This window comes from Halobaculum roseum, from assembly GCF_019880245.1.
Lineage (GTDB): Archaea > Halobacteriota > Halobacteria > Halobacteriales > Haloferacaceae > Halobaculum > Halobaculum roseum.
In genome coordinates this window covers 2,741,836-2,764,462 of the sequence record NZ_CP082286.1, presented here as the reverse complement: position 1 = coordinate 2,764,462, position 22,627 = coordinate 2,741,836, and the positions used below count along the sequence as shown (strand labels likewise).

Below are 22,627 nucleotides of genomic sequence, written 5' to 3'. Positions count from 1 at the left end.
TCGCTACTTGACAACTTAACCCCTCCGCCACCCGAACACGGACCGACGATGAACGACCCCGACACACACGACGAAGGCGAGGCGAGCGACGCGAGCGAGCCGACCGCCGACCGGGAGGAGGTCGCCGCCGATCTCGCGGTCGCGTGTACGCTGACCGAGGACGAGCGCAGCGAGCGCGCCGAGCGGGCACGGTCGACGCTCGCGGACGCGTATCGAGGAACGAGGGACGCCGAGGACGGGATCGTCCTCGTGTTCGACGGAATCGACGGGACGATCGCGGACGTGGCCGGGTTCGTCTCGGCGGAGCGCCGATGCTGTTCGTTCGCCGCCTACAGCATCGAGGTGTCGCCGCCGTACGAGGAAACCGGGCTCAGGATCTCGGGCCCCGACGGGACGGCGGAGCTGTTCGAGGACGGACTCGCGGACACGTTCGAGGACGGATTCGTGGACACGTTCGAGGACGGATTCGTGGAGCCGATCGAGCGGACGGAGGGGTGACCGGCCGCGACCGACGGTCGGGCCGAACTCGGCCCCGCTACTGCTCGATGATCGACTCCTCGACGGCCTCGCCGAAGTGGCGGGCCACGTCCTCGTAGTAGACGAGCACCTCGTCGCCCTCCGCGAGGTCGGTGACGGCTTTGCGGCCGTCCGCGGTCGCGACCTTCACCGTCTCGGCGTTCTGGATGAGCGTCTCGATGCGGTCGACCTCGCCGTCGTCGGTTTCGACCTCCGCCTGCACGCGGAACATGGGCCGCTTCTCGATCTTCACGCGGCCGACGACGGCCTCGCGCGTCTTCCCGTCGGTGTCGAGCACCTGCACCTCGTCGCCCGAGCGCAGTTCGCTCAGGTACTTCGTGCCGCCGTCGGGCGTGCGAACGTACGCGTGGACCGCGCCGGCGTTGACGCGGAACGGCCGGGAGGCGACGTACGGCGAGTCGGCCGTCTCGGCGTGGACGAAGAACAGCCCCCTGCTCATCGACCCGACGAGCATCCCCTCGTCGTGGTCCATCATCGTCCCCGTGTCGACGCAGACGCGGTCCGCGGAGCCGGTGCGCTCGATGGCGGTGACCGTCGCGGTCGTGAGATCGAGCGTCTCGCGGTCGGCCTCGTCGCGAACCTCCACCGTCTTGCGGATCTCGTCGGGGTCGTCCGTGTCGAGCAGGACGCCCTCGGCGCCGAGTTCGAGCGTCTCGAACGCCGTCCTGGCCTCCTCGGCGGTCGTCGCGCCGGCGACGAGCGTCGTGTCGTCGCCGATGCGGGCGATGAGGTTCTCCAGCGGGATGATCTGCCAGTTCTCGCTGGCGACGACGAGGAACTCCGCGTCGCGGGCGGCCGCCTCCGCGAACGCCTCGTAGTCCTCGTCGAAGATGCGGACGAACGCCCCCTGCGCGCGGTTGTCGCCGCGGCGGAGCGTCGACAGGTCCGCCGAGCCGGAGAAGTCCGAGGGGAGGTCGACCGTGCCGTCGCCCTCGCCGTCCTTGCCGACGATGTAGGCGTCCGCGACCGCCTCGTCGCCGTCGGACTCGGCGTCGCCGATCACGTCCACGTCGGCGTCCGAGCGGAAGGCCGCGACGTTCACGTCGCCCAGTTCGCGCACCTTCGCCACGTCGCGCTCGTCGACGAGCACCCAGTCGACGCCGGCCTCGAGGCCCGCGGTGATTCGTTCGCGTCGCGCGTCCCAGTCGCCCACGTCGCCGTCGGCTCGGATCCAGACGGACCGCGTTCGTGTCATTGTGGGTCGCTATCGTGGACGGCGCTTCAAGTTGGCGGATACGGCGACCGAGGGCGACACGAAACGAGACGGGGCCCGGACTCAGGTGGCGATGAGAACGATCGCGACGGTCCCGAACGCGATGCCGAGGACCTTCCTCGCCGTCACGCCCTCCCCCAACACGACGATGCCGAGGAGCGTGCCCCCGACGAGGAACATCCCGAAGATCGGGACGACGACGCTGACGGGGCCGGTCGAGAGCGCCCGGAAGTATCCGACGACGGCACCGACGAGACAGACCCCCGCCGCGAGGGCGAACACGACCGGCAGGCTGCGCACCGAGGGAAGCGACCAGCCGCCGAACAGGGCCGTCACGGTCGTCGCTCCCACGGCCAGCGTCACGACCGCGATCGGCATGACGGTGAACGCGGGCAGGTCGTGCATCGCGAGCTTCATGAACAGGAACGCGAACGAGTAGCACGCCATCGCCACCACCGCCCAGAACACGTAGTTCACGGGACGGATCCCTCCGTATCACGGCTCGGGACGCGCGCTCGTCTGGGTGCCATCCGCTCACAAGGATAGCTGCGGGGACAAAAAACCGGGCACCGACCGAGTACGGCAGAGAACTGGACGAGCACCGGCCGGGACGTCGGTGGCGACCCGAGCGTCGCGTGGCCGGTCCTACAGCCCCGACGCCGACAGGGCGTCCTCGGCGTCGGCGTCCCCGTGGACGACCGCCGAGACCGCCGCGGTCATCGCCTCGGGGTCGTCGTGCTGGAAGATGGTGCGGCCCATCGAGACGCCGGCGGCGCCGGCGTCCATCGCGCCGCGCACGTCCTTCAGCGTCCGGAGGTCGCCCGAGGGCGACCCGCCGGCGATGATGACCGGCAGTCGAGTGGACTCACAGACGTGTTCGAAGCTCGCGGAGTCGCCCGAGTACGCCGTCTTCACGAGGTCCGCGCCGCACTCCTCGGCCAGGCGGACGGCGTGTGCGAGGTTCTCGGCGTCGTGCTCGGGATCGTCGCCTGCGAGGTTGGCGCCGCGGGCGTACGCCATCGCGAGCACGGGCACGCCGTAGTCGGCCGCCTCCTCACACAGCTCCGAGAGGAACGTCATCTGTCCCGGTTCGTAGTCCGAGCCGACGTTGATGTGCATCGAGACGGCGTCGGCGCCCGAGCGGATGGCACCCTTGACGGTGCCGGTGGGGCGTTTGTCGTTGCTGTCCGGTCCGATCGAGGTTCCGGCGTTCAGGTGGACGACGTAGCCCGCGCCGTTGAGGTTGGCGTGGACGCGCGGGGCGATCCCCTTCTGGGTGAGCACCGCGTCGGCGCCCCCGCGGGTGACGGCGTCGATGGTCCCCTCGATGTCCTTGAGCCCCCGTACCGGCCCGAGCGTGATCCCGTGGTCCATCGGGACCATGAGGATTCGGTCGTCCGTGGAGATGCGATCCATGCGTGCGGCGAGTCCGGCGTGTTCCATTGGTGTGGTATGGCGTGATCGGGCGTAAATGGCTTGCGAACGGCTCAATCGGAAGTACCTTCGGGTGCCGGCGTCCGTCGCCCGTACCCGTCGAGCGCGCCCCGCTTCAGTTCGCGCGCCGTCGCTTCCAGGCGGTCGGCGACCGCCTCGGTCGGTTCGCCCCCCTCGTGGCCCTCGGCGACGATGTCCACCAGCGCCGAGCCGACGATGATCCCGTCGGCGCCGGCCTCGACGATCGTCGCGGCCTGCTCGCCCGAGGAGATGCCGAACCCGACCGCCTTCGGGAGGTCCACGTCCGAGAGACGCGCGAGCGACTCGCCGGTCCGGTCGGACACCGACGACGACGCGCCGGTGACGCCGAGGCGGGCCTGCACGTAGACGTACCCCGAGGAGACCTCCACGAGCTTCTCCAGGCGCCCCTCGTCGGTCGTCGGCGCGACGATGGAGATCAGGTGGAGCCCGAACTCGTCACAGGCCTCCCGGAGCGGCCCGGCCTCCTCCGCGGGGAGGTCCGGGACGACGAACCCCGAGATTCCGGCCGAGGCCGCCTTCTCGACGAACGGGCGCGGACCCTGCTCGTTGCCATATTGATAGATCAGATTGTAGTACGTCATGCAGACGAGCGGCACGTCCACGTCCAGCTCCTCGACGAACTCGAAGAACCGCGTCGGCGTCATCCCCGCCTCCAGCGCGCGGGCGACGGCGTTCTGGATGGTCGGTCCCTCGGCGATCGGTTCCGAAAACGGGAGCCCGAGTTCGATCACGTCGGCGCCGCCCTCGGCGAGCGCCTCGACGTACGCGAGCGACGACTCGTAGTCCGGGTCGCCGACGGCGAGGTACGGGACGAACGCCGGGCCGTCGGCGAACGCGTCGGCGACGGGGTCGCCGGCCGACCGGTCGTCGCCGGCGTCGCCGCGGCGGTCCTCCGCCATCGTCACAGCCCCCCCTCGAACATCGACATGTCCGGCGCGTTCGGCACGTCCCGCCGCGTCGTCTCCTCGATCACCGACTCGAGGTCCTTGTCGCCGCGCCCGGAGACGTTGACGACGGTCACGTCGCCCAGCTCCTCGTGGTGCTCGTGGAGGTACGCGAGCGCGTGAGCCGACTCCAGGGCGGGGATGATCCCCTCCTCCTGGGAGAGCCGGTGGAAGCCCTCGATGGCCGCGTCGTCGTCGACGTTCACCGGCGTCACGCGCCCCTCGTCGACGAGGTACGCCAACTCGGGGCCGACGCCGGCGTAGTCCAGCCCCGAGGAGACGGAGTGGCTCTCGACGATCTGGCCGTCGTGGTCCTGCAGGAGCTTCGTTCGCGCGCCGTGGAGCACGCCCTCGCTGCCCGTCGACAGCGACGCGGAGTTGGGCGCGACGCCCTCCTCCTCGTCGACCGCCAGCGAGGAGCCGCCGGCCTCGACGGCGAACAGGTCGACCGACCCGTCGCCTACGAACTCGTGGAACGCGCCCATCGTGTTCGAGCCGCCGCCCGCGCAGGCGACGACCGAGTCGGGGAGGTCGCCGGTCCGCTCGATTGCCTGCTCGCGCGCCTCCTCCGAGATGACCGCCTGGAAGTCCCGCACCATCTTCGGGAACGGGTGCGGGCCGACGACCGAGCCGATGACGTAGTGGGTGTCCTCGACGTTCGTCGCCCAGTCGCGCATCGTCTCGGAGATGGCCTCCTTCAGCGTCCCCCGGCCCGTCGTCACCTGGGTGACCTCCGAGCCGTTGATCTTCATCCGGAAGACGTTGGGGCGCTGGCGGTTGATGTCGCGCTCGCCCATGTACACCTCGCAGGGCATGTCGAGGTGTGCGGCCGCCATCGCCGTCGCGGTGCCGTGCTGGCCGGCGCCGGTCTCGGCGATGATGCGCTCCTTGCCCATGTACTTCGCGAGCAACACCTGCCCGAGCGCGTTGTTCAGCTTGTGCGCGCCGCCGTGAAGCAGGTCCTCGCGCTTGAGGTACACCTCGGTGTCGTAGCGCTCGGAGAGCCGGTCCGCGCGCTGGAGCGGCGTGGGGCGCCCGCCGAACTCGCGGATGCGCCGGCGGAACTCGTCCATGAAGCCGTCCTCGTTGTTGAGGACGTACCGCTCGTAGGCGTCGGTCAGCTCCTCGATGGCGGGCATCAGCGCCTCGGGGACGTACTGGCCGCCGTAGCGGCCGAACTTCCCGTCGCCGGCGGCGACCCACTGGCCGCCGTCGCCGCCGGTCCCGCTCCGTTCGCCCTCGCTGCTCATACCTCCTCCTCGGACTCCGCGGCCGTAAACCGACGGGTGTTGGCAGAAACGTCGCCGCCGGTTCCCGCCCCGTCCCCGCCCTCGGCGTCCATGATCGCGGAGCCGATGAGCAGCCCGTCCGCCCCGGCCTCGCGCATCCGTCGGGCGTCCGCGGGCGTCGTGATCCCCGACTCGGCGATCACCGTCACCCGGTCGGGCACCTCGGGCGCGACCGTCTCGAACGTCGAGAGGTCGACCTCCAGCCTCCCCAGGTCGCGGTTGTTGACGCCGATCAGCTCCGCGCCGGCCGCCAGCGCCGCGGCGAGTTCCTCGCGCGTGTGAACCTCGACGAGCGGCTGGAAGCCCCGGTCGCGCGCGGCCTCGACCAGGTCGGCGAGGTCGTCGCCGACGAACCGCGCGATGAGGAGCACCAGGTCCGCCTCCGCGGCGTCGAGCTGGTCCTCGCGGACGACGAAGTCCTTCCGTAACACGGGCACGTCGACCGCCTCACGGACGCGCGTCAGGTTCTCGACGGAGCCGTCGAAGTGCTCCGGTTCGGTCAGCACCGACAGCGCCGCGGCGCCGCCCTCGACCATCGACGCCGCCAGCGCGACCGGGTCGTCGTCGCGCGCGCCGTCCGTCGTCGGGCTCGTCGGCTTCACCTCGGCGATCACCGGGACGCGACCGTCGGCCTCCGCGGACGCGAACGCCTCCGACAGCGACCGCGCGTCGACGGACACGCGCTCGTCGCCGCCGGACCGCTCGCTCGCGGCCTCGAGGATCGATCGCACCGCGGGCGCGAGCTCCTCGGTTGGTGTGTTCATCTATGTACATCGGTGGGCTCTTTCGTTCAAAAGTGTTGCGTCGGCGCGGACGGGGACTCGGTGGGCGCGGGGGTCGTTGCCGTCGCCGTTGCGGGGGTCGTCGCCGTCGCAGTCACGGACGCCGTCGACCCCTCGATCGGAGCGCCGTCGGCCCCGCGATCGGACCGGCGGCGGCGACCGCGACGGGCGGGATTGAAACGTCGTCGTCGCGTTCGATCGGACATGACTGCGACCATCGGCGGCGGCCCGGGCGACACCGGCGTGTTCGGGCGCCGCTTCGACGCGATCGATCGGGCGGTGGAACTTGGAACCGCGAGCGGGCGACTCATCTCCGTTTCGTTCCCCGAGACCCTCCCGTCGGACGCCGACGGCGAGCACGCGCTGTTGGACCGGATCGGCGAGTACCTCGCCGGCACCGAGGACGACTTCGCCGACGTCGAGGTCGCCATCACCGTGCCGACCGACCAGCGGTCGGTGCTGGAGTCGGTGCGGAACGTCCCGTACGGCGAGTCGGTCGACCTCGCGCGGGTCGCGAAGATGACTGCCGGCCTCGACCACGAGGACGAGGCCGACCTGCAGACCGCCCGGGAGGCCCTGCGTGCGAACCCGATCCCGATCGTCGTCCCGGATCACCGCGTCCGCGATGTCGGGGGCGCCACGCCCGAGGCGGTGGCCGCTCGGCTCAGGGAGATCGAGGGGGTTCGGTCGTTCTGACGGGCGCGGCGACCGGTCGGCCGCTGACGGGGCGGTAACCGGCCGTTAGCGACCGTACGCGCGAACGAGGTAGTACGCGAGGGCGATGAGAAACAGCGCCTCGCCCGCGGTCTCCATCGGGGCGATCCCCAGGTCGACGCCCCCGATCTTCGCGCCCGTCGCGAGCGCGAACAGCCCCGCGTTCGAGAGCGCGCCGGCCTCGGTGGGCGAGCCGTGCAGCCACATCGTCCGCTGGCTCGCGAGGACGCCGACGGCGAGCATTCCCGCACCGACGGCCATGTCGACCGGGACCGTCCCGCGGTACCAGCCGCCGACGCCGGCGACGACGGCCGAACAGGCGAGGAACACCGCCGCGCCGGTCGACAGGTCGACGCTCCGCTTCGACGCGTGCATACCGCACGACGCGGGCGGGACGTAGGTAAGCGTGGCGTCGCCGTCCGCCGATCGTCCGCCGTCCGTCCGACGCGGGAGTTACCGGTCCGAGTAGTCCGGCTGCTCCACGTCGGCCTGCTCGTACCCCGCCTCCTGCCACGCGGTGAAGCCGCCCTCGACGTGGGCAACGTCCGCGAACCCCATGTCACGCAGCGCCTTCGCCGCGAGCGCCGACCGGCCGCCCTCGTTGCAGTACAGCACGAACCGGCGGTCCGTCTCGAAGTAGTCGCGGTAGTACTCCGTCTCGGGGTCGGCCCAGAACTCCAGCATCCCGCGCGGGGCGTGGGTGTCGTCGGGGATCGCGCCCTCGATCCACCGCTCGCGCACGTCGCGCACGTCGAGGAAGAACGTGTCCGCGTCGCCCGCGGCGTCGTCGGTGCTCCCGTCGTCGTTTTCGCCGTCGTCGCCTCCGATCATCTGCCACTCCTCGTGAGCCTCGTCTATGCTCAGCACCTCGACGTCCTCCTCGGCCTCGGCGGCCATGTCCCACGCGTGGTTGTCAACGTCGCTCATGGATCGAAGGCGGCGAGCACGGGACAAAGAGCTACCGGCGGGCGTCGGGGCGAGGAGCTACCGGCGGGCGCCGAGCGGGGCCGGGTCGAACTCGTGGACGACGAGCGTGAGCGCGTTCACGAGGTAGTGGGCGACGACGACGAGCGCGAAGCTCCCGGTGAGCACGAACGCCCCCGCGAGCACGAACCCCAGCGCCCCGGTGGCGACGATCCCGGCGCGGCCCTGCGCGCCGTGGCCGAGCGCGAACGCGACCGACGACCCGGCCGCCAGCAGCCATGGCCACGGGTCGAGGCCCGCGATCGTCGCCGGCAGCCACGCCGGCGCGTCCAAGCCGACGCCGAAGGCGCCGACGAGCACGGCCCGAAAGAGGAACTCCTCGAACAGCGCGACTGTCGGCAACACGGCGAGCAGCAGGATCGCCCAGCCGCCGAGCGTGTCGGGCGCGAGGGCGCCACGCAGCGCCTCGTTCACCTCGATCCCGACCCGTTCGGCGAGGCGGCCGCCGGCCTCGCTGGCGAGCCACAGGGCGGCGCCGAGGCCGACGCCCAGCGCCAGATCCGGGAGCGTCGCCGCCGGTACGAGCCCCAGCGCCGCGGCCGGCACGTCGGCCCACACCGCGGCGGCGACGAGCATCGCGCCGAAGACGCCCTGCGAGAGCGCGACGTTCGCCAGCAACACGCCCGCCGACAGCGACGCCTCCGCCTCCGCGGCGGCGACGGGGCTGCGCTCGGGAGCCGACAGCGACCGGTCCGCGTCGGGAGTCGTCGCCGGGTGTGACGGCGTCTCCGGACGTGACGGTGTCGCCGTGGGCCCGTGAGCCTCCGGCGCGGCATCGGTCCCACCTGTGGCACCCGTGGCGCCGTCTGCGGCGCCGTCGCCGGTGCGGTCGCCGCCGCGAGCCGCCGGCTCGTCGACGGGTGCGAACTGTGCCTCGGACAGCCTCGCGAGGCCCAAGAGGAGAAGCAGGACGACGGTCGCCAGCCCCGCGAACGCCGTCCAGCGCGTCACGTCGGGTCGCTACTGCGGGCTGGGGCTGGTCGGCCCGCGGCCGGCGCCGGCGCCCTCGCCGGTCTTCTCCAGCGCGGAGCCGGTGATGCTCTTGAGACGATCGACCAGCGAGTCCTTCTCGGGCTCGCCCTCCAGCGCGATGTCGAGCACCTCGGAGATGTGCTCGACCGGGATGATGTCGACCATCTCCTTGTACTCGTCCTCGATCATCACGTCCTGCTCGTTCGCCTTCGGGATGATGACCGTGTCGCAGCCGGACTTGGCCGCGGCCTCGATCTTGTGGGTGACGCCGCCGACCGGGAGCACGTCGCCCCGGACCGACAGCGACCCCGTCATCGCGAGGTTCTGGTCGACCCCCACGTTCTCCAGCGCGGAGATGACGGCGGTGGCGACCGTGATGGACGCCGAGTCGCCGTCGACGCCCTGCTGGCCCGTCTGGACGAACTGGATGTGGATGTCCTTCTCGGTGATGTCCTCGTCGGAGAACTTCTTGATGATCGCCGAGACGTTCTGAACGGCCTCCTCGGCCATCTCCTGGAGCTGGCCGGTGGCGATCACCTGGCCGGGCCCCTGCGAGGGGGTGACCTCAGCCATGACCGGGAGCATGATGCCCGAGTCCTCGCCCATGACGGCGAGGCCGTTCACGCGGCCGACCTGGTAGCCCTCGGCGACCTGCAGCTCGTAGTCCTTGCGGCGCTCGATGTAGTCGTCGGCGAGCTGCTGCTCGATGGAGCGCGAGCGGCCCTTCGCCTGGAGTACGTGGTCGCGAGTGACGCGCTCGGCGTCCTCGCCGCGGGCGATGTCGCCCGAGACGCGGACCAGCCCGCCGAGGTTCCGCAGCTCCAGGGTGAGGTGGCCCTTCCGGCCGGCGCGGCGGCGGGCGGTGAGGATGACCTCCTCGATGGCCTCCTCGCTGAACGCCGGCAGCCGGCCGTCCTTGGCGACCTCCTGGGCCACGAAGCGGGCGTACTTGCGGCGCATTTCGGGGGTGTCCTCGATGGTGTCGTCCATGTAGACCTCGTAACCGTATCCCTTGATGCGCGAGCGCAGCGCGGGGTGCATGTTCTCCATCGCGTCGAGGTTCCCCGCCGCGATCATGATGAAGTCGGTCGGGACGGGCTCCGTCTGGACCATCGCGCCCGAGGAGCGCTCGGACTGGCCGGTGATCGAGAACTCGCCCTCCTGGATCGCGGTCATCAGCTTCTGCTGAGAGCGGATGTCGAGGGTGTTGATCTCGTCGACGAACAGGACGCCCTTGTTCGCCTTGTGGATGGCGCCGGCCTCGACGCGGTCGTGGCTCGGCGTCTCCATCCCGCCGGACTGGAACGGGTCGTGACGCACGTCGCCCAGCAGCGCGCCGGCGTGGGCGCCGGTGGCGTCCTCGAACGGCGCGGACTTCTCGTCGGCGTTGTTGACGAGGAGGTTCGGGATCATCGAGTCGCTGCCGCGCGAGCCGTAGCGGAACGCGAGGTAGATGATACCGGCCGCGAGGATGCCCAGCAGGATGTTGCTCACGACGAGCAGCGAGTAGCCCAGCACCACCGCGATGATGATCCACATGAGGAAGCTGCGCATCTGGTTGCGCTTTCTGGCCTCCTCCTTGTGGGCGTCGACGATCTGTTCGCCCTTGCCCGAGGGCACCGTCCGCACCTTCGGGTTGTTTCCGTCGTCGGGGTTGTGGTACACGAGCACGTCCTGGAGCTCCTCCTTCGGGAGCAGCTCGGACATGGCCTTCGCGAGCATCGACTTGCCCGTCCCGGGCGAGCCGATCATCATCACGTGGCGGCGCTGCTTGGCCGCCTTCATGACTACGTCGCGGGCGTGTTCCTGCCCGATAACCTGGTCGACGAGTCGGTCGGGAACCTCGATGTCGTCGGTCGAGTCGATCTGGAGGCCGCCGAGCAGGTGCTCCTCGGCGATCTCCTCGTCGATCTCGGCGTCGATCTCGACGTCGCTCCCGAGGTCGTCGATGTCGGCCTCCTGGTCGGAGGGATCGTTGGAGGCACCCACCGACCGGCCGCCGGTCGTGCCGCCGGACCGCCCGTCGTCGGCCCCGTTCGACTCGGGGCCGCGATCGGCGGGGGCGTCCTCCGGATCCAGGACATCGCCGCCGTCCCGGCTGTCGTTTCGATCGTTGCTCATAGAATCGTCGCTACCGTAAAACAGGGTCCGTCGATTCATATACTTTCTCCCCCTGTGAGCCGCCCCTGCCCGAGCGAGAACCGCCGGTAGCGCCGCTGAATCCGTCGGACCAAGACGCCCGCGGCACTCGCCGGGCTTTTAAACTCGCCGCGAGATACGTCCAGTCATGCGGGGGTTCTACATCGGGCGGTTCCAGCCGTATCACAACGGCCACCACCACATGGTCGAGGAGATCGCCGGCGAGGTGGACGAGCTCGTCCTCGGCATCGGCTCCGCGGGCGACTCCCACACCCGGCGCAACCCGTTCACCGCCGGCGAGCGCGTCATGATGGTGACGAAGGCGCTGGCGGACGTCGACCTGACCACCTACGTGGTCCCCATCGAGGACCTGGAGCGCAACTCCGTGTGGGTGAGCCACGTCCAGTCGATGTCGCCGAAGTTCGACGTGGCGTACTCGAACAACCCCCTCGTCGTCCGCCTGTTCGAGGAGGCCGGCGTGGAGGTGCGCTCCTCGCCGATGTTCCGCCGGGAGGTGCTGGAGGGAAGCGAGCTCCGCGATCGCATGATCCGCGGCGACGGCTGGGAGGACCTCGTCCCCGACGAGGTCGTCGAGACGATCGCCGAGATCGACGGCGTCGACCGGATCCGGCAGGTGGCCTCCTCGGACGCCAACGGCACCGGCGACTCCCTCGATTTCGACCACGACAGCTCCACCGCCGACCCGGCGTGATCCCCCGATGTTGACGCTCGCCTCCGACTTCGGCTCGCCGTACCCCGCCGCGATGAAGGGCGTCCTCCGCTCGCGCGGCGTCACAGATCTGGTGGACGTGGCCCACGACCTCCCCCAGGGCGATCCTCGCGCGGCCGCGTTCTGGCTGCGCTTCGTCCTCCCCGAGTTCCCGTCCGGCGTCCACCTCGTCGTCGTCGACCCCGGCGTCGGCACCGACCGCGCGGCGATCTGCGTCCGCGCGGGCGACCACGCCCTCGTCGGCCCCGACAACGGCTGTCTGCTCCCACCCGCGAGGGAGTTGGCGGGCGAAGAGGGCGACGTGGAAGTGTTCGCGGTCGACGAGGCCGACCCCCGGTCCAGCACCTTCCACGGCCGGGACGTGTTCGCCCCCGCGGCCGCCCGCGTCCACGAGGCCGGCGTCGACGCGATCGGGTCCCTCGACGGCTTCCGTCGGGTCGACGACTACGACGATTTCGAGATCCCGAGGGCGTGGGTCGAGGCGGAGACGGCCGCCGGCGAGGTGCTCGTCGTCGACGACTTCGGTAACGCGATCACCAACGTCCCCGGCTCGTTCCTCGACGGGCGCGTCGGCGAGACGATCGCCGTCGAGACCGCCGCGGGCGTCCGCGAGGTGCCGGTCGTCGAGACGTTCGCCGACGTGAACAAACACGACCCGCTGGTCACCGTCGGCAGCCACGGCTACGTGGAGTGCGACGCGAACCAGGGGCGCGGCGACGAGGCGTTCGACCTGGCGCCGGGCCGGGCCGTGACCCTCTCGTTCGAGGAGGCGCTCGCGGCGACGGTGCCGACGGCCTGACCGTGGGCGTCGTCACCGCCGTCGCCGCGGTAACCGCGATGAACCTCGTCGGCCTGCTGGCGTTCGCCGTCGCGGGGTCGCTCAAGGGCGCCGACGCGGAACTCGACCCCTTCGGCGTCGCCACGCTCGGCGTGCTCACCGCGCTCGGCGGCGGCACCGTCCGCGACGTGCTCGTCGGGCGCGTCCCCGCCGCGCTGCGCTCGACCGGCGACGTGCTCGTCGTGCTCGCGGGCGTCGGCGTCGGCCTCCTCGTCGCGTGGGCGCTGTCCGGCGGGGCGGGTCGCGTCCGCGACCATCCGGCGTTCCTCGTCGCCGACGCCGTCGGGCTCGCCGCCTTCGCTGCCTCGGGGGCCGCCGTCGGCGCCGAGGCGGGGCTGTCGGCGTTCGGCGTCGTCGTCACCGCGACGCTCACCGGCGTCGGCGGGGGGTCGCTGTCGGACCTGTTGCTCGCGCGGGTGCCGGTCGTCCTCCGGGAGGACTTCTACGCGACGCCCGCGCTGTGCGGCGGCGTCGCCTACGTCGTCGCCGGCGCGGTCGGCGTCCGCGGGGCGACCGCGACGCTCGGGGTGGCGCTCGGCGTGTTCGTGCTCCGGGTGCTCGCGGTTCGGCGCGGATGGTCGCTGCCGTCGCTGTGAGCGGCGAGCCGACCCCGCACCGGTCCCCGTCCGCCCGTGCAGTTCGTGCTCACCCGCCCACGTCGTCGAGGATCTCCTCGACCGGTTCGATCTCCTCGGCGAGCGTCTCCCGCTCGAAGTACAGCAGCTCGACGCCGACGACGAACGCCGCCAGCGCGACGACCGTGTAGAAGGTGCCCGGCCGGGTCGTGTACAGGTGCCACGTCATCAGGGGGAGGAACGCGCCGGCGCCGACGGCACCGACCGCCGGCGGGACGGGATCGACCGCGTCGGCGTCGCGGTGGCGGAACGCGAGCGCGCTCATCGCGGCGAACACGACGATGAACGCGATCGACGCGAAGTTCGTGATCGCGCCCAGGGTTCCGACCACGGTGAGGGCGGCCGTGATCACACCCAGCGAAAGCAGCGTCCGCTCGGGGACGCCGTCGGCGCTCGCGTCCCCGACGCGGTCGGGAAGCAGGTCCTTCGAGAGCAGCCCCTTCGCGAAGTGACCCGTCGAGAACAGCGTCGCGTTGATCGCGCTCCCGGTCGAGAACAGCGCCGACAGCGACATGATCACCGCGCCGACCTCCGCGAGGCCGACCACGCCCGCGATCCGCGCGGCGGCGTCCGTCAACGCGGTGTGCGGGTGGCTCCGGAGCGCCTCCGGCGCGAGATTGTACGTGGCGACGGCGACGAGCACGTACACGAGCACCGCGGCGGGGATCGATATCAGGACGGCCCTCCGGGTCGTCCCGACGGGGTCGCTCATGTTCTCCTGGTCGTAGAAGAGGAGCTGCCACCCCTGGAACGCGACGAACGAGACGCCGGCGGCCATGATCGGCCCGAACGACGCCACCCCGCCGACCCCGTACTCGGCGGGGTCGGGCGAGACGAGGTAGACGTACGCGATCCCGCCGACGCCGAAGGCGACCAGGATGGCGACCTTCGCGCCGACGAGGACGTTCTCGGCCTGCCCGGTTACGCGCGACCCGAGCAGGATCAGTCCCGTGAACCCCGCCACCGCGGCCACGGACACGACCGGGCGAAGCGGGACCCCGAACGCCGATTCGGGGACCGCCGGAAGCGCGACGGCGAACTCGCCGAAGGCGAACGCGTACATCGCCATCGAGCCGACGTAGCCGAACAGCAGCGTCCAGCCCGTCATCCCCGCGAGCGTGGTGTTGCCGGTGAAACACTGGACGAACGTCACCGACCCGCCGTTCTGGTCGGCGATCGCGTTGAGGACGGTGTAGGAGTAGGCCGCACACAGCGCGACGACCCCCGCGAGCACGAACGCGGCCCACGTCGTCGCCCCCGCGATCGTGGTCACGACGCCGAGGACGGCGTAGATCCCCCCGCCGATCATGCCGCCCAGCGCCATCGACACCCCCTCGACGACGCCGAACGATCCGTCGTCGCTCACGGGGAACGGTGGTCGCGTCGAAAACTAAACTCGCACGGCCGATCCCGGAGCGGAGGAACGAGAGGTTCCGGAGTACAGAGGGGTTTCGGGAGTACAGAGGGGTTCCGGAGTACCGGGAGATTTCGGGAGTCGACCGCGGAGCGGTCGCCCCCTCAGTTCGCCGCGATCACGTCGTCGATGCGGAGGATCATCGTCGCCGCCTCGGTGGCGGACTCGAGCGCCTCACGCTTGACGGCCGCGGGGTCGACGACGTGGTCCTCGCGGGGGTCGGTGATCGCGACGGACGGCCCGTCGATCACGATGCCGGCGACGCCCTCGCTGTCGTGGCGCGCGCGGAGGTCGACCAGCGCGTCGATGGGGTCGAGCCCGGCGTTCTCCGCGAGGGTGCGCGGGATCGCGTCGACGGCGTCGGCGAACGCCTCGACCGCCAGCGCCTTGCGGCCCGTGACCGCGTTGGCGCCCGAGCGGAGCCGGTCGGCGATCGCGACCTCGACGGCGCCTGCGCCGGGGACGATCTCGCCGTCCTCGTAGGCGGCGACCGTCACGCCGAGGGCGTCGTCGATGGCGCGCTCGGTCTCGTCGACCACGTGGTCGGTCGAGCCGCGCACGTACAGCGTCACGGTGCGGGAGTCGTCGCTCCCCTCGAGGAAGGCAACGTCGTCGCCGCCGTGGCGCTCGACGCGGACGGACGCGGCGGTGCCGAGGTCGTCCGCCTCGATGTCGTCGAGCGTTCCGAGACGGCGCGCGCCGGTGGCGCGGGCGAACGCGCGCGCCTCCGACGCCTTCACGTTCGAGAACGCGAGGATGCCCGCGTCAGCGAGGTACGCGGCGACGGGGTCGGAGATCTTCTTCGAGCAGAACACCACGTCGACGCCGGCCGAAGAGAGCGTCTCGGCGATGCCGCGGCGCTCGGCGTCCTCCGCCGAGAGCGCGGCGTCGAGCTGGTCGACGGAGGTGATCGTGTACTCGGTGTCGACCTCGCCCGAGCGGACGTCGAGTTTCATGTCGAGCACCGCGACGGTCGCGTCCTCGACGCTGCGGGGCATGTTGTCGTTGGCGGGGCCCTCCTCGAAGACGACGCCGCGGACGAGTTCCGTCGCCGCCGCGGAGGCGCCCGTTCGGGTGAACACACGGATGTCGTCGCGGTCGACGCGGCGGTCGTCGTCGGCCACCTGGAGGACCGCGTCGACGACGACGCCCGCGAGGACGCCGGTCGCGATGTCGCCGGTGCCCTTGCCGGTCATGGCGGACTCGGCGACCGTCACGAGCGCCTCGCGGTCGACCTCGCCGTCGATCAGCATGCCGTCGACCGCGTCGAGCGCGAGCCGCAGCGCCTCGTGGTACCCCTCGACCACGGCCGTCGCGTGGACGTCGTCGTCGAGGAGGTCCTCGGCGCGAGCGAGGAGTTCGCCCGCGAGGACCGCCGCCGTCGTCGTGCCGTCGCCGACCTCCGCCTCCTGGGACTCTGCGACCTCGACGAGCATCCGTGCGGCGGGGTGCTCGATGTCCATCTCCGTCAGGATCGTCGCGCCGTCGTTCGTGACGACCACGCCGCCCGAGGAGTCGACGAGCATCTTGTCCATGCCGCGAGGTCCGAGCGTCGTTCGGACCGCGTCGGCGACGGCCCGACCCGCGGCGACGTTCGACCGGCGCGCGTCGGCGCCGCTGGTTCGCTGGGTCGACTCCGTCAGGACGTAGAGGGGCTGCTGCATGTAACTCATGGAGTGATCAACGAGTAGGATGGTTGTGGTTCTATATGAAGTTATCGTAGCCGATCCGGTTGGAAACTACCCGACTGCGACGTGATAGCTCGCGTCAGTATCGCCGGCGGATCGGTCGGCGAAGCCCCGACGGCCGGCGGGATCTCGACCGGCGCGCGGAGACTGCAACACTCAAGTCGAGCGCGTCGTTGGGGGGTGATAGATGCTGGAGTTGGAGCACGGGTTCCGCGTGGTCGACGTGCACGCCCGCCTCGACCCGGACGACGGCGCGGTCGTCGCCTCCCGCGGGCGCGACATCACTCCCGAGCGGCTCCAGCGCGAGATGCACCAGGCCGGCGTCGTGCAGTCGGCCGTCGCGCCGGGCCCGCGTCCCGCCGGCGAGGGGTACCTCCGCGCGAACAACGCGGTCGCGCGCCTCTCGGTCGACCGGCCGTTCCGCGCGATGGCCCGGCTGAACGGTCCGCGCGATCCCGGCGACTCGCCCGTCTCCCGGCTGCGCAACCTCGCCGCCGCCCCCGAGGACCACCACACCGACCCCGGCGACGTGGAGCAGTACGCCTACGACAGCCGCCTCCACGGCTTCGTGCTCGACCCGGTCAACGACGGCCTCCCCACGGAGGCGACGCTCGAACAGATCGAGGCCGCCGGCGAACCGGTGCTCGTCCACGCCGGCCGCGGCTACCCGCCCGGCGCGGTCGCCGACACGGTGCTGTCGTACGACTTCCCGACGATCCTCTCGTCGTTCGGTGGCTACCCCCTCGACCGGACGCTGATGGACGAGGCCCTGGAGCTGTTGGACTCCCACGACGACCTCTACCTCGACACCGCGTTCGTCCGCTTCCGCGACGTGCTCGAACGCGGCCTCCTCGAACACCCCGACCGCGTGCTGTTCGGCTCGGGCGCGCCGGACACCCACCCCGACGTGGGCGTGATGGAGGTGCTCACGCTCGACGTGCCCGAGGACCTCCTCGACCGCGCGCTCTCGAAGAACGCCGCGCGCGTCATCGAGGGACTGGCGCCCGGCGCCGACGCCTGAACCGACGGCAGAATCGGCTCCTGAATCGACGCCAGAACCAGCTTCTGAACCGCAGCCCGGGTCCCCGGCCGAATCCCGCACCCATCGGTTCCGAGCGGTCGGCTACTCGGTTCGTCGGTCGTACCGCGCGACGGCCCGGTCGGCCCGAACGGTGACGCCGTTCGGGTTCCGCTTCGGCGAGCGGTCCCGCGCGCGGGCGACGAGCCCGTCGGACGCCCCCCGGGAGATCCCCACGACCACGTCGCGTCCGTTCCGCGCCCACGAGGTCGGGGTCGCCTCGCCGCCGAGGACGTCGCGCATCGCGCCCACGGCGTCGCCGACGGCGTGGCTGATCGTTCGGCGAACGACCGTCGGGCGGATCCCGTAGTTCTTCGCGAGCCGGTACGCGAGCGCCCGGTACTTCCAGCCGAGGTCGCGGCGCTCGATCCCGCCGTCGGTCGCCTCAGTGCGCCGTCGGGCCGCGGCGTCGCCGCTCCAGGTCACGTCAACGCCCATCCCGGCGAGGCGGTGGGCGGCGTCGCGGGCGCCGCCGGTCTCGAGGTACTCGTCGAACCCGTCCAGATCATCCAGCACGGGGCGCGCGAAGACGACGTTTCGACCGTTGAAGTACGACACCTCCCGGTCGCCGATGCGGCGCCGTTCCAACCCGTCGCTGGTCGCGCCGCCGCGCACCGTCCGCCGCAGCGGCCCGGTGACGACCGACGCGCCCTCGGCGAACGCGTCGGCGACGCCCTCGCGCCAGCCGGGCTCCACCTCGTGGTCGTAGCCGAGGAAGGCGACCGCGTCCCCGTCGGCGACCTCCAGTCCCGCGTTGCGGGCGACGTTCACGTTGCGCGCCGCGATCTCGACGAGGACGTCCACGTCGTCGCGGTCGCGCACCATCCCGGTCGTCCCGTCGGCGGAGGGACCGTTCACCACGATCACCTCCGCGTCCGGCGCGACGGTCGCCAGCGCGTCGAGGCTGGCCGCCAGCCTGTCCCGACCGTTGAGCGTCGGGACGACCACCGAGAGCTCCATAGCCGATGGTAGGAAGTCGGAGACTTAAAAGGGGGGATTCCGATCGGTATCCGGGCCGAACGCACCGCCGCCGGCGACGGCGTCGAACGACGACCGCGTCGGCGTCGCCGCGCCGGTCGATCGTCTACCGGTTCAGGTAGTAGACTTGCTTGCGCGCGTCCTTGAACGAGTAGCGGGAGCCGACGAGCCCCTGATCCTCGAGCCGGTTGAGCGCGTAGCGCACGGTGCGGTCGGGCAGCAGCGACTCCTCGGCCAGCTGGCCCTGCGAGAGCGGCGCGTCGCCCTCGAGAACCTTGGCGACGAGCTTCGCGCTCGGCGGCAGGTCGCTGAGGAGGTCGCGATATTCTGTGTCGGTGAGCGCGTCTGCGGCGTCCGGGTCCGCGGTACTGGTGCTCATACTTCAGCGAAGTCCGAGGGTGGTGGTAAAGGTTGCCTCAATACAAGTCCAACTCGTGTATATCCCTTATACGCATATTATCGGATCGCGACCTGCGTCGATCGCGACGTGATCCGGACGGTGTCGGGCGATCTGCGGCGCGTCGTCGCCATCGTGTCGGCGCCGTGATCACTCCACGGTGGCGACGCCAACCCCCGGGTCGACGCCAGCGATTACCTCGTCGACGCCAACGACCAAGTGGTCCGCGTGCGAGGGAGGCACGTGATCCCCGAGTCGCACGTCGACATCTTCGAGTCGGAGTCGTTCGCCCACCTCTCGACGGTGATGCCCGACGGCACGCCGCAGGTCACGCCGGTGTGGGTCGACCACGAGGACCGCGAGTACGTGCTCGTGAACACCGCCCGCGGCCGTCGAAAGGAGCGGAACGTCCGGAACAACCCGAAGGTCGGCCTCTCGGTCACCGACCCCGACGACCCGTACCGCTACGTGTCCGTCATGGGGGAGGCCGAGCTCACGGAGGAGGGCGCTGTCGAACACATCGACGAACTGGCGAACCGGTACTTCGGCGTCGACGAGTACCCCCATCACGGCGAGGAGTCCGGCCCGCGCGTCATCGTCCGGATCCCGACCGAGAAGATCGTCACGAGCGGCTGAACGAGGGGTCCGCGACCGACCGACGGGTGGTCGCGGATCGCGGGGCGGCCGAGGGGCTATCAGTATCGTTTTACCGTTCGCCCGAGGACCCCGAGGTAGTGTGAAGGGCCAGGAGTGGTACCAGGCCGACTCGGTCGCCGAGGAGTACGACGACAAGCGGTTCTCGAAGGGCGGACGGCTCATCGACCGCCGCGAGAAGCGCGCCGTGCTCGAGGCGCTCGCGCCGGTCGAGGACGAGCGGGTGCTGGAGATCGCCTGCGGCACCGGACGGTTCACCGTGATGCTCGCCGAGCGCGGCGCCGACATCGTCGGCCTCGACATCTCCGACGCGATGCTCGCGCAGGGGCGCGAGAAGGCGCGTCGGGCGGGGCTGGAGTCGACCGTCGAGTTCATGCGCGGCGACGCCGCCCGGCTCCCGTTCCCCGACGACCACTTCGACGCCGTGTTCGCGATGCGCTTCTTCCACCTCGCGGACACCCCCGCGAAGTTCCTCGCGGAGATGGCCCGCGTCTCGAAGGACGTCGTCTTCTTCGACACGTTCCGCGGCTCCTCGTTCCGCGTGCTGTACAACTGGGCACTTCCGATGGGGTCGCGGCTGTACGGGCGCGAGGAGGTCGAACGGCTCATCGACGGCGCCGGCCTGCGGCTCCGTCGCGCCGATCACGACTTCGTGTTCCCGTACGGCTTCTACCGCGAGGTTCCCAACGCCGTCGCCGATCCGTTCTGGTCGGTCGACCGGACGGTCGGCGGCAACGCGATCGGGGAGAAGCTCTCGTCGGTGTCCTACTGGACGGCCGAGGTCTGACCCGCCCGACCCGCGACCGCGGACCGACCGCGGCGATCCGCCCGTGGCGACACGCTACTCGTTCGTCGGAACCGAGACCACCGGCACGGCGGTCGCGTCCCGAACGTCGCTGGCGAGGTTGGAGGGGGAGAACAGCCGCTTGAACCCGCTCCGATCCGGTTCGGCGACGACGACGAGGTCGACGTCGTTGCCGTCGGCGTACAGGCCGATCTCCTCGGCCGGCGTGCCGTAGCGGAGCCACTTCGAGACCGGAACGCCCGCGGCGTCGGCTACCTCGCCGGCGCCGTCGAGCGCCGCCTCCGCCTCGTCCTCGCGACGCTCGACGACCATGTCCCAGTGGTCGACGGACGAATCCAGCGGTACCACCGACAGCACGTCCAACTCGGCGCCGTGTGCCGCCGCTAGCGAGACCGCCACCTCCCGTACCCGCTCGTCCGTGTCGCCGTCGACCGCGAGGAGCACGCGGTCGAACGCGCCGACCGCCGTCGCGCCCGAACCGATCGCCCCCTCGTCCACCGCGTCGATGCTCGAACTCGTAGTTGCCATTACTACACCGATATGGCCCCAGTACCAAATATTTGTCCATGTGTTCGGAGAATAAAGACAAGTTATCGACCATTACAGACCGATAGAGTATGAACGTCCATTACATTGGCGACTTTCGTGATGGATCGGGATCTCCGATCGGCTGACCGACAGGTCGTTGTCGGCGCTCGGCGATGTGGCGGCGTGCGCTCGGATACGGTGGAGGGTCGGTGACCTCCGGTCGGTGCCCCCGGCCTGTTCAGAAGATGTTCGCCTGCCGGTACACGGAGATCCCGTCGCTCATGATCTCGTAGGGTTTCGTCTCCCGGGAGTGGTTCGCGTCGCGGATCTTCTGGATCTCGACGGCGAGGCGGGTCTCCCGGAAGTCCGACGGCCGGACGTACTGGAGGACGAACACGGCGTCGGTGAGGTACTCGACGATGCCGTGGCGCGACGCGTAGGGGTTGTCCTCGCTCGCCTCGCTGGTCAGCATCGTCGTCACGCCGGCCCGTTTCAGCGAGCGGGCGAAGTCGAACACCTCCGAGCGGCGCTTGCTCGGGTGGTCGTACATCATCTCCAGCAGCGAGACGGAGTCGAGCACGAGCCTATCGGCGTCGAACTCGGTGACGAGCCGGGAGATGTCGTCGCGGAGGGAGTCCAGCGAGTTCGCCATCTCGATGGGGTCCATCGCGACGACCGCGAGACGGTCCTCCTCGGCGAAGCGTCGGTACTCCCACCCCTTCTCCTCGGCCGTCGAGAGGATCGCCTCCCTCGATTCCTCGAGGGTGATGTACACCGCGTCGCCGTCGTTCTCCAGCGCCTCGTTGAGGAACTGGAGCCCGAACGTCGTCTTCCCCGTCCCCGCGCTCCCGATGACGGCCATCAGCGACCGCTCGGGGACGCCGCCGAGGATCATCTCGTCGAGCCCCTCGATGCCGATGTCGATACGGGCGATGTCGGAGTCGAACTCCTCCTCGTCGAACTCGGGGCCGCCGCCCCCGAAGTCACCCCCGAAGTCGCCGAACCCGCCGCCGAAGTCGTCGCTCCCCGGCTCCGCCGGTCCCCCGCCGCCAGCACCGCCGTCCGGACCGCCAGCCCCGGGTGTGTTCCGCATCGCCGCGCCGAAGCCCTCGCCGAACGGGTCCTCGCCGGGGCTGTCGTCGCGATCGGCGGGCTCCGAGTCCTCGGCCCCGTCGTCCTCCGACCCCTCTCGCGGGCCGCCGAACGGGTCCGCCGCCGGACCGTCGTCGACGCCGCCGCTCCCGTCGAGACCGCCGAACCCGCCGCCGTCGAACCCGTCGCCGTCGACGGACTCCGGCTCGGCGCCGTCAGGGGCGTCGCCCTCGAAGTCGCCCTCGACCGCGGCCCCGAACGAGTCGTCGGCGATGTCGTCGAACCCCTCGTCGACCCCCTCGACGTCGGCGTCGAACGGCGAGTCGTCCGGCGACGCCGCGTCGCGGTCGCCGTCGCCGTCGCCGTCGACGCTCGCCTCCTCATCGTCCACGCCGTCTGCGGGGTTCGCGTCGTCTGCCCCGTTCCCGCCGTCTGCGTTGTCCGCACTGTCCGCGTCGTCCGCCCGCTCGTCGTCGGACCTGTCTCCGTCGTCGTCCCGGTCGTCCTCGCGGAGGGCGCGCTCGAACCAATCGTCGTCGTCGCTCACGGTCGACCCCTCCCGTGAGCTCGACCGACCGGCGCCTGCCGTGGCGGGTCGCGGGCGGCGCGCGCCGGCGTCGGCCGTTCGCTCATCGTCACCCCGGAGACGGGCCGCCGGCATGAATGTTCCCCAGCGCGTCGCCGGCGCCGACCCACGCCGTGCGGCTGCCGTGTCGGGAGCCCGTTGTCCGGGGGCCGTC

Annotated in this window: 24 protein-coding genes; 8 read left to right on the top strand and 16 right to left on the bottom strand. The window is 70.9% G+C overall.

The genetic code is table 11. From position 1 onward, the window contains the following. Window positions 1-48 precede the first annotated feature (48 nt). Entirely contained in the window at window positions 49-498 is a 450-nt protein-coding gene (locus K6T36_RS14080) for a hypothetical protein (protein WP_222921830.1), read from the top strand. A gap of 37 nt (window positions 499-535) precedes the next feature. On the opposite strand, the gene K6T36_RS14075 is transcribed toward K6T36_RS14080, so the two are convergent. From K6T36_RS14075 to trpC, 6 genes are all read right to left on the bottom strand, one after another. Then, entirely contained in the window at window positions 536-1,732 is a 1,197-nt protein-coding gene (locus tag K6T36_RS14075) for a 3-dehydroquinate synthase II (RefSeq protein WP_222921829.1), read from the bottom strand. 81 nt (window positions 1,733-1,813) lie between these two features. Continuing rightward, window positions 1,814-2,227: an EamA family transporter gene (locus tag K6T36_RS14070; RefSeq protein WP_222921828.1), complete on the bottom strand. Its 414-nt coding sequence runs from the start codon at window positions 2,225-2,227 to the stop codon at window positions 1,814-1,816. A gap of 168 nt (window positions 2,228-2,395) precedes the next feature. Next, entirely contained in the window at window positions 2,396-3,193 is a 798-nt protein-coding gene (locus tag K6T36_RS14065) for a 2-amino-3,7-dideoxy-D-threo-hept-6-ulosonate synthase (RefSeq protein ID WP_222921827.1), read from the bottom strand. 44 nt (window positions 3,194-3,237) lie between these two features. Further along, the gene (trpA, locus tag K6T36_RS14060) at window positions 3,238-4,125 is read right to left on the bottom strand and encodes a tryptophan synthase subunit alpha (RefSeq protein WP_222921826.1); all 888 of its coding nucleotides are present in this window, start codon (window positions 4,123-4,125) and stop codon (window positions 3,238-3,240) included. Between the two features lie 2 nt (window positions 4,126-4,127). Continuing rightward, entirely contained in the window at window positions 4,128-5,420 is a 1,293-nt protein-coding gene (gene trpB, locus K6T36_RS14055; protein WP_222921825.1) for a tryptophan synthase subunit beta, read from the bottom strand. Continuing rightward, complete coding sequence (gene trpC, locus K6T36_RS14050) at window positions 5,417-6,223, bottom strand: indole-3-glycerol phosphate synthase (protein WP_264083994.1); 807 nt, start codon at window positions 6,221-6,223, stop codon at window positions 5,417-5,419. The genes trpB and trpC overlap by 4 nt, the downstream gene beginning before the upstream one ends. A gap of 222 nt (window positions 6,224-6,445) precedes the next feature. Here trpC and K6T36_RS14045 point away from each other — a divergent pair, with 222 nt between their 5' ends. Next, the gene (locus tag K6T36_RS14045; RefSeq protein WP_222921824.1) at window positions 6,446-6,937 is read left to right on the top strand and encodes an MGMT family protein; all 492 of its coding nucleotides are present in this window, start codon (window positions 6,446-6,448) and stop codon (window positions 6,935-6,937) included. Between the two features lie 45 nt (window positions 6,938-6,982). Here the strand turns inward: K6T36_RS14045 and K6T36_RS14040 are convergent, their stop codons facing one another. The 4 genes from K6T36_RS14040 to lonB form a co-directional block, all read right to left on the bottom strand. Next, a complete protein-coding gene (locus tag K6T36_RS14040; RefSeq protein ID WP_222921823.1) occupies window positions 6,983-7,330 on the bottom strand; it encodes a hypothetical protein in 348 nt (115 codons plus the stop codon). 78 nt (window positions 7,331-7,408) lie between these two features. After that, window positions 7,409-7,882, bottom strand: coding sequence for a rhodanese-like domain-containing protein (locus tag K6T36_RS14035; protein ID WP_222921822.1), 474 nt, complete (start codon window positions 7,880-7,882; stop codon window positions 7,409-7,411). Between the two features lie 57 nt (window positions 7,883-7,939). After that, window positions 7,940-8,890 carry a CPBP family intramembrane glutamic endopeptidase gene (locus K6T36_RS14030; protein ID WP_222921821.1) on the bottom strand — a complete coding sequence of 317 codons (951 nt, stop codon included), beginning with the start codon at window positions 8,888-8,890 and terminating at the stop codon, window positions 7,940-7,942. 9 nt (window positions 8,891-8,899) lie between these two features. Further along, complete coding sequence (lonB, locus tag K6T36_RS14025; RefSeq protein ID WP_222921820.1) at window positions 8,900-11,032, bottom strand: ATP-dependent protease LonB; 2,133 nt, start codon at window positions 11,030-11,032, stop codon at window positions 8,900-8,902. A gap of 166 nt (window positions 11,033-11,198) precedes the next feature. Between lonB and K6T36_RS14020 the strand changes: the two genes are divergently transcribed. The 3 genes from K6T36_RS14020 to K6T36_RS14010 are packed head-to-tail and all read left to right on the top strand — an operon-like array spanning window position 11,199 to window position 13,214. Next, window positions 11,199-11,762, top strand: a complete 564-nt coding sequence (locus K6T36_RS14020; RefSeq protein ID WP_222921819.1) for a nicotinamide-nucleotide adenylyltransferase — start codon at window positions 11,199-11,201, stop codon at window positions 11,760-11,762. A 7-nt stretch (window positions 11,763-11,769) separates the two neighbouring features. Next, window positions 11,770-12,579, top strand: coding sequence for an SAM hydrolase/SAM-dependent halogenase family protein (locus K6T36_RS14015; RefSeq protein ID WP_222921818.1), 810 nt, complete (start codon window positions 11,770-11,772; stop codon window positions 12,577-12,579). 38 nt (window positions 12,580-12,617) lie between these two features. Beyond that, window positions 12,618-13,214, top strand: coding sequence for a trimeric intracellular cation channel family protein (locus tag K6T36_RS14010; RefSeq protein ID WP_222923470.1), 597 nt, complete (start codon window positions 12,618-12,620; stop codon window positions 13,212-13,214). Window positions 13,215-13,263: 49 nt separating this feature from the next. Here K6T36_RS14010 and K6T36_RS14005 read toward each other — a convergent pair whose 3' ends face one another. Together K6T36_RS14005 and thsA are read right to left on the bottom strand one after the other, a co-directional pair. Further along, window positions 13,264-14,619, bottom strand: coding sequence for an APC family permease (locus tag K6T36_RS14005; RefSeq protein ID WP_222921817.1), 1,356 nt, complete (start codon window positions 14,617-14,619; stop codon window positions 13,264-13,266). 152 nt (window positions 14,620-14,771) lie between these two features. Then, window positions 14,772-16,331, bottom strand: a complete 1,560-nt coding sequence (gene thsA, locus K6T36_RS14000; RefSeq protein ID WP_222923469.1) for a thermosome subunit alpha — start codon at window positions 16,329-16,331, stop codon at window positions 14,772-14,774. A 211-nt stretch (window positions 16,332-16,542) separates the two neighbouring features. Between thsA and K6T36_RS13995 the strand changes: the two genes are divergently transcribed. Beyond that, entirely contained in the window at window positions 16,543-17,376 is an 834-nt protein-coding gene (locus tag K6T36_RS13995; protein ID WP_222921816.1) for an amidohydrolase family protein, read from the top strand. Window positions 17,377-17,478: 102 nt separating this feature from the next. On the opposite strand, the gene K6T36_RS13990 is transcribed toward K6T36_RS13995, so the two are convergent. Continuing rightward, complete coding sequence (locus K6T36_RS13990; protein ID WP_222921815.1) at window positions 17,479-18,393, bottom strand: glycosyltransferase family 2 protein; 915 nt, start codon at window positions 18,391-18,393, stop codon at window positions 17,479-17,481. Between the two features lie 124 nt (window positions 18,394-18,517). Next, on the bottom strand, window positions 18,518-18,790 hold the full coding sequence (locus tag K6T36_RS13985) for a MarR family transcriptional regulator (protein WP_222921814.1): 273 nt from the start codon (window positions 18,788-18,790) through the stop codon (window positions 18,518-18,520). A 261-nt stretch (window positions 18,791-19,051) separates the two neighbouring features. On the opposite strand from K6T36_RS13985, the gene K6T36_RS13980 reads away from it, so the two are divergent. Together K6T36_RS13980 and K6T36_RS13975 are read left to right on the top strand one after the other, a co-directional pair. Further along, window positions 19,052-19,444, top strand: coding sequence for a PPOX class F420-dependent oxidoreductase (locus tag K6T36_RS13980; protein ID WP_222921813.1), 393 nt, complete (start codon window positions 19,052-19,054; stop codon window positions 19,442-19,444). Window positions 19,445-19,544: 100 nt separating this feature from the next. Then, on the top strand, window positions 19,545-20,249 hold the full coding sequence (locus K6T36_RS13975; protein ID WP_222921812.1) for a class I SAM-dependent methyltransferase: 705 nt from the start codon (window positions 19,545-19,547) through the stop codon (window positions 20,247-20,249). A gap of 54 nt (window positions 20,250-20,303) precedes the next feature. On the opposite strand, the gene K6T36_RS13970 is transcribed toward K6T36_RS13975, so the two are convergent. Beyond that, the gene (locus K6T36_RS13970; protein ID WP_222921811.1) at window positions 20,304-20,795 is read right to left on the bottom strand and encodes a universal stress protein; all 492 of its coding nucleotides are present in this window, start codon (window positions 20,793-20,795) and stop codon (window positions 20,304-20,306) included. A gap of 238 nt (window positions 20,796-21,033) precedes the next feature. Continuing rightward, window positions 21,034-22,434 (bottom strand): KaiC domain-containing protein, encoded by a 1,401-nt coding sequence (locus K6T36_RS13965; protein WP_222921810.1) that lies wholly within the window; start codon window positions 22,432-22,434, stop codon window positions 21,034-21,036. Window positions 22,435-22,627 lie beyond the last annotated feature (193 nt).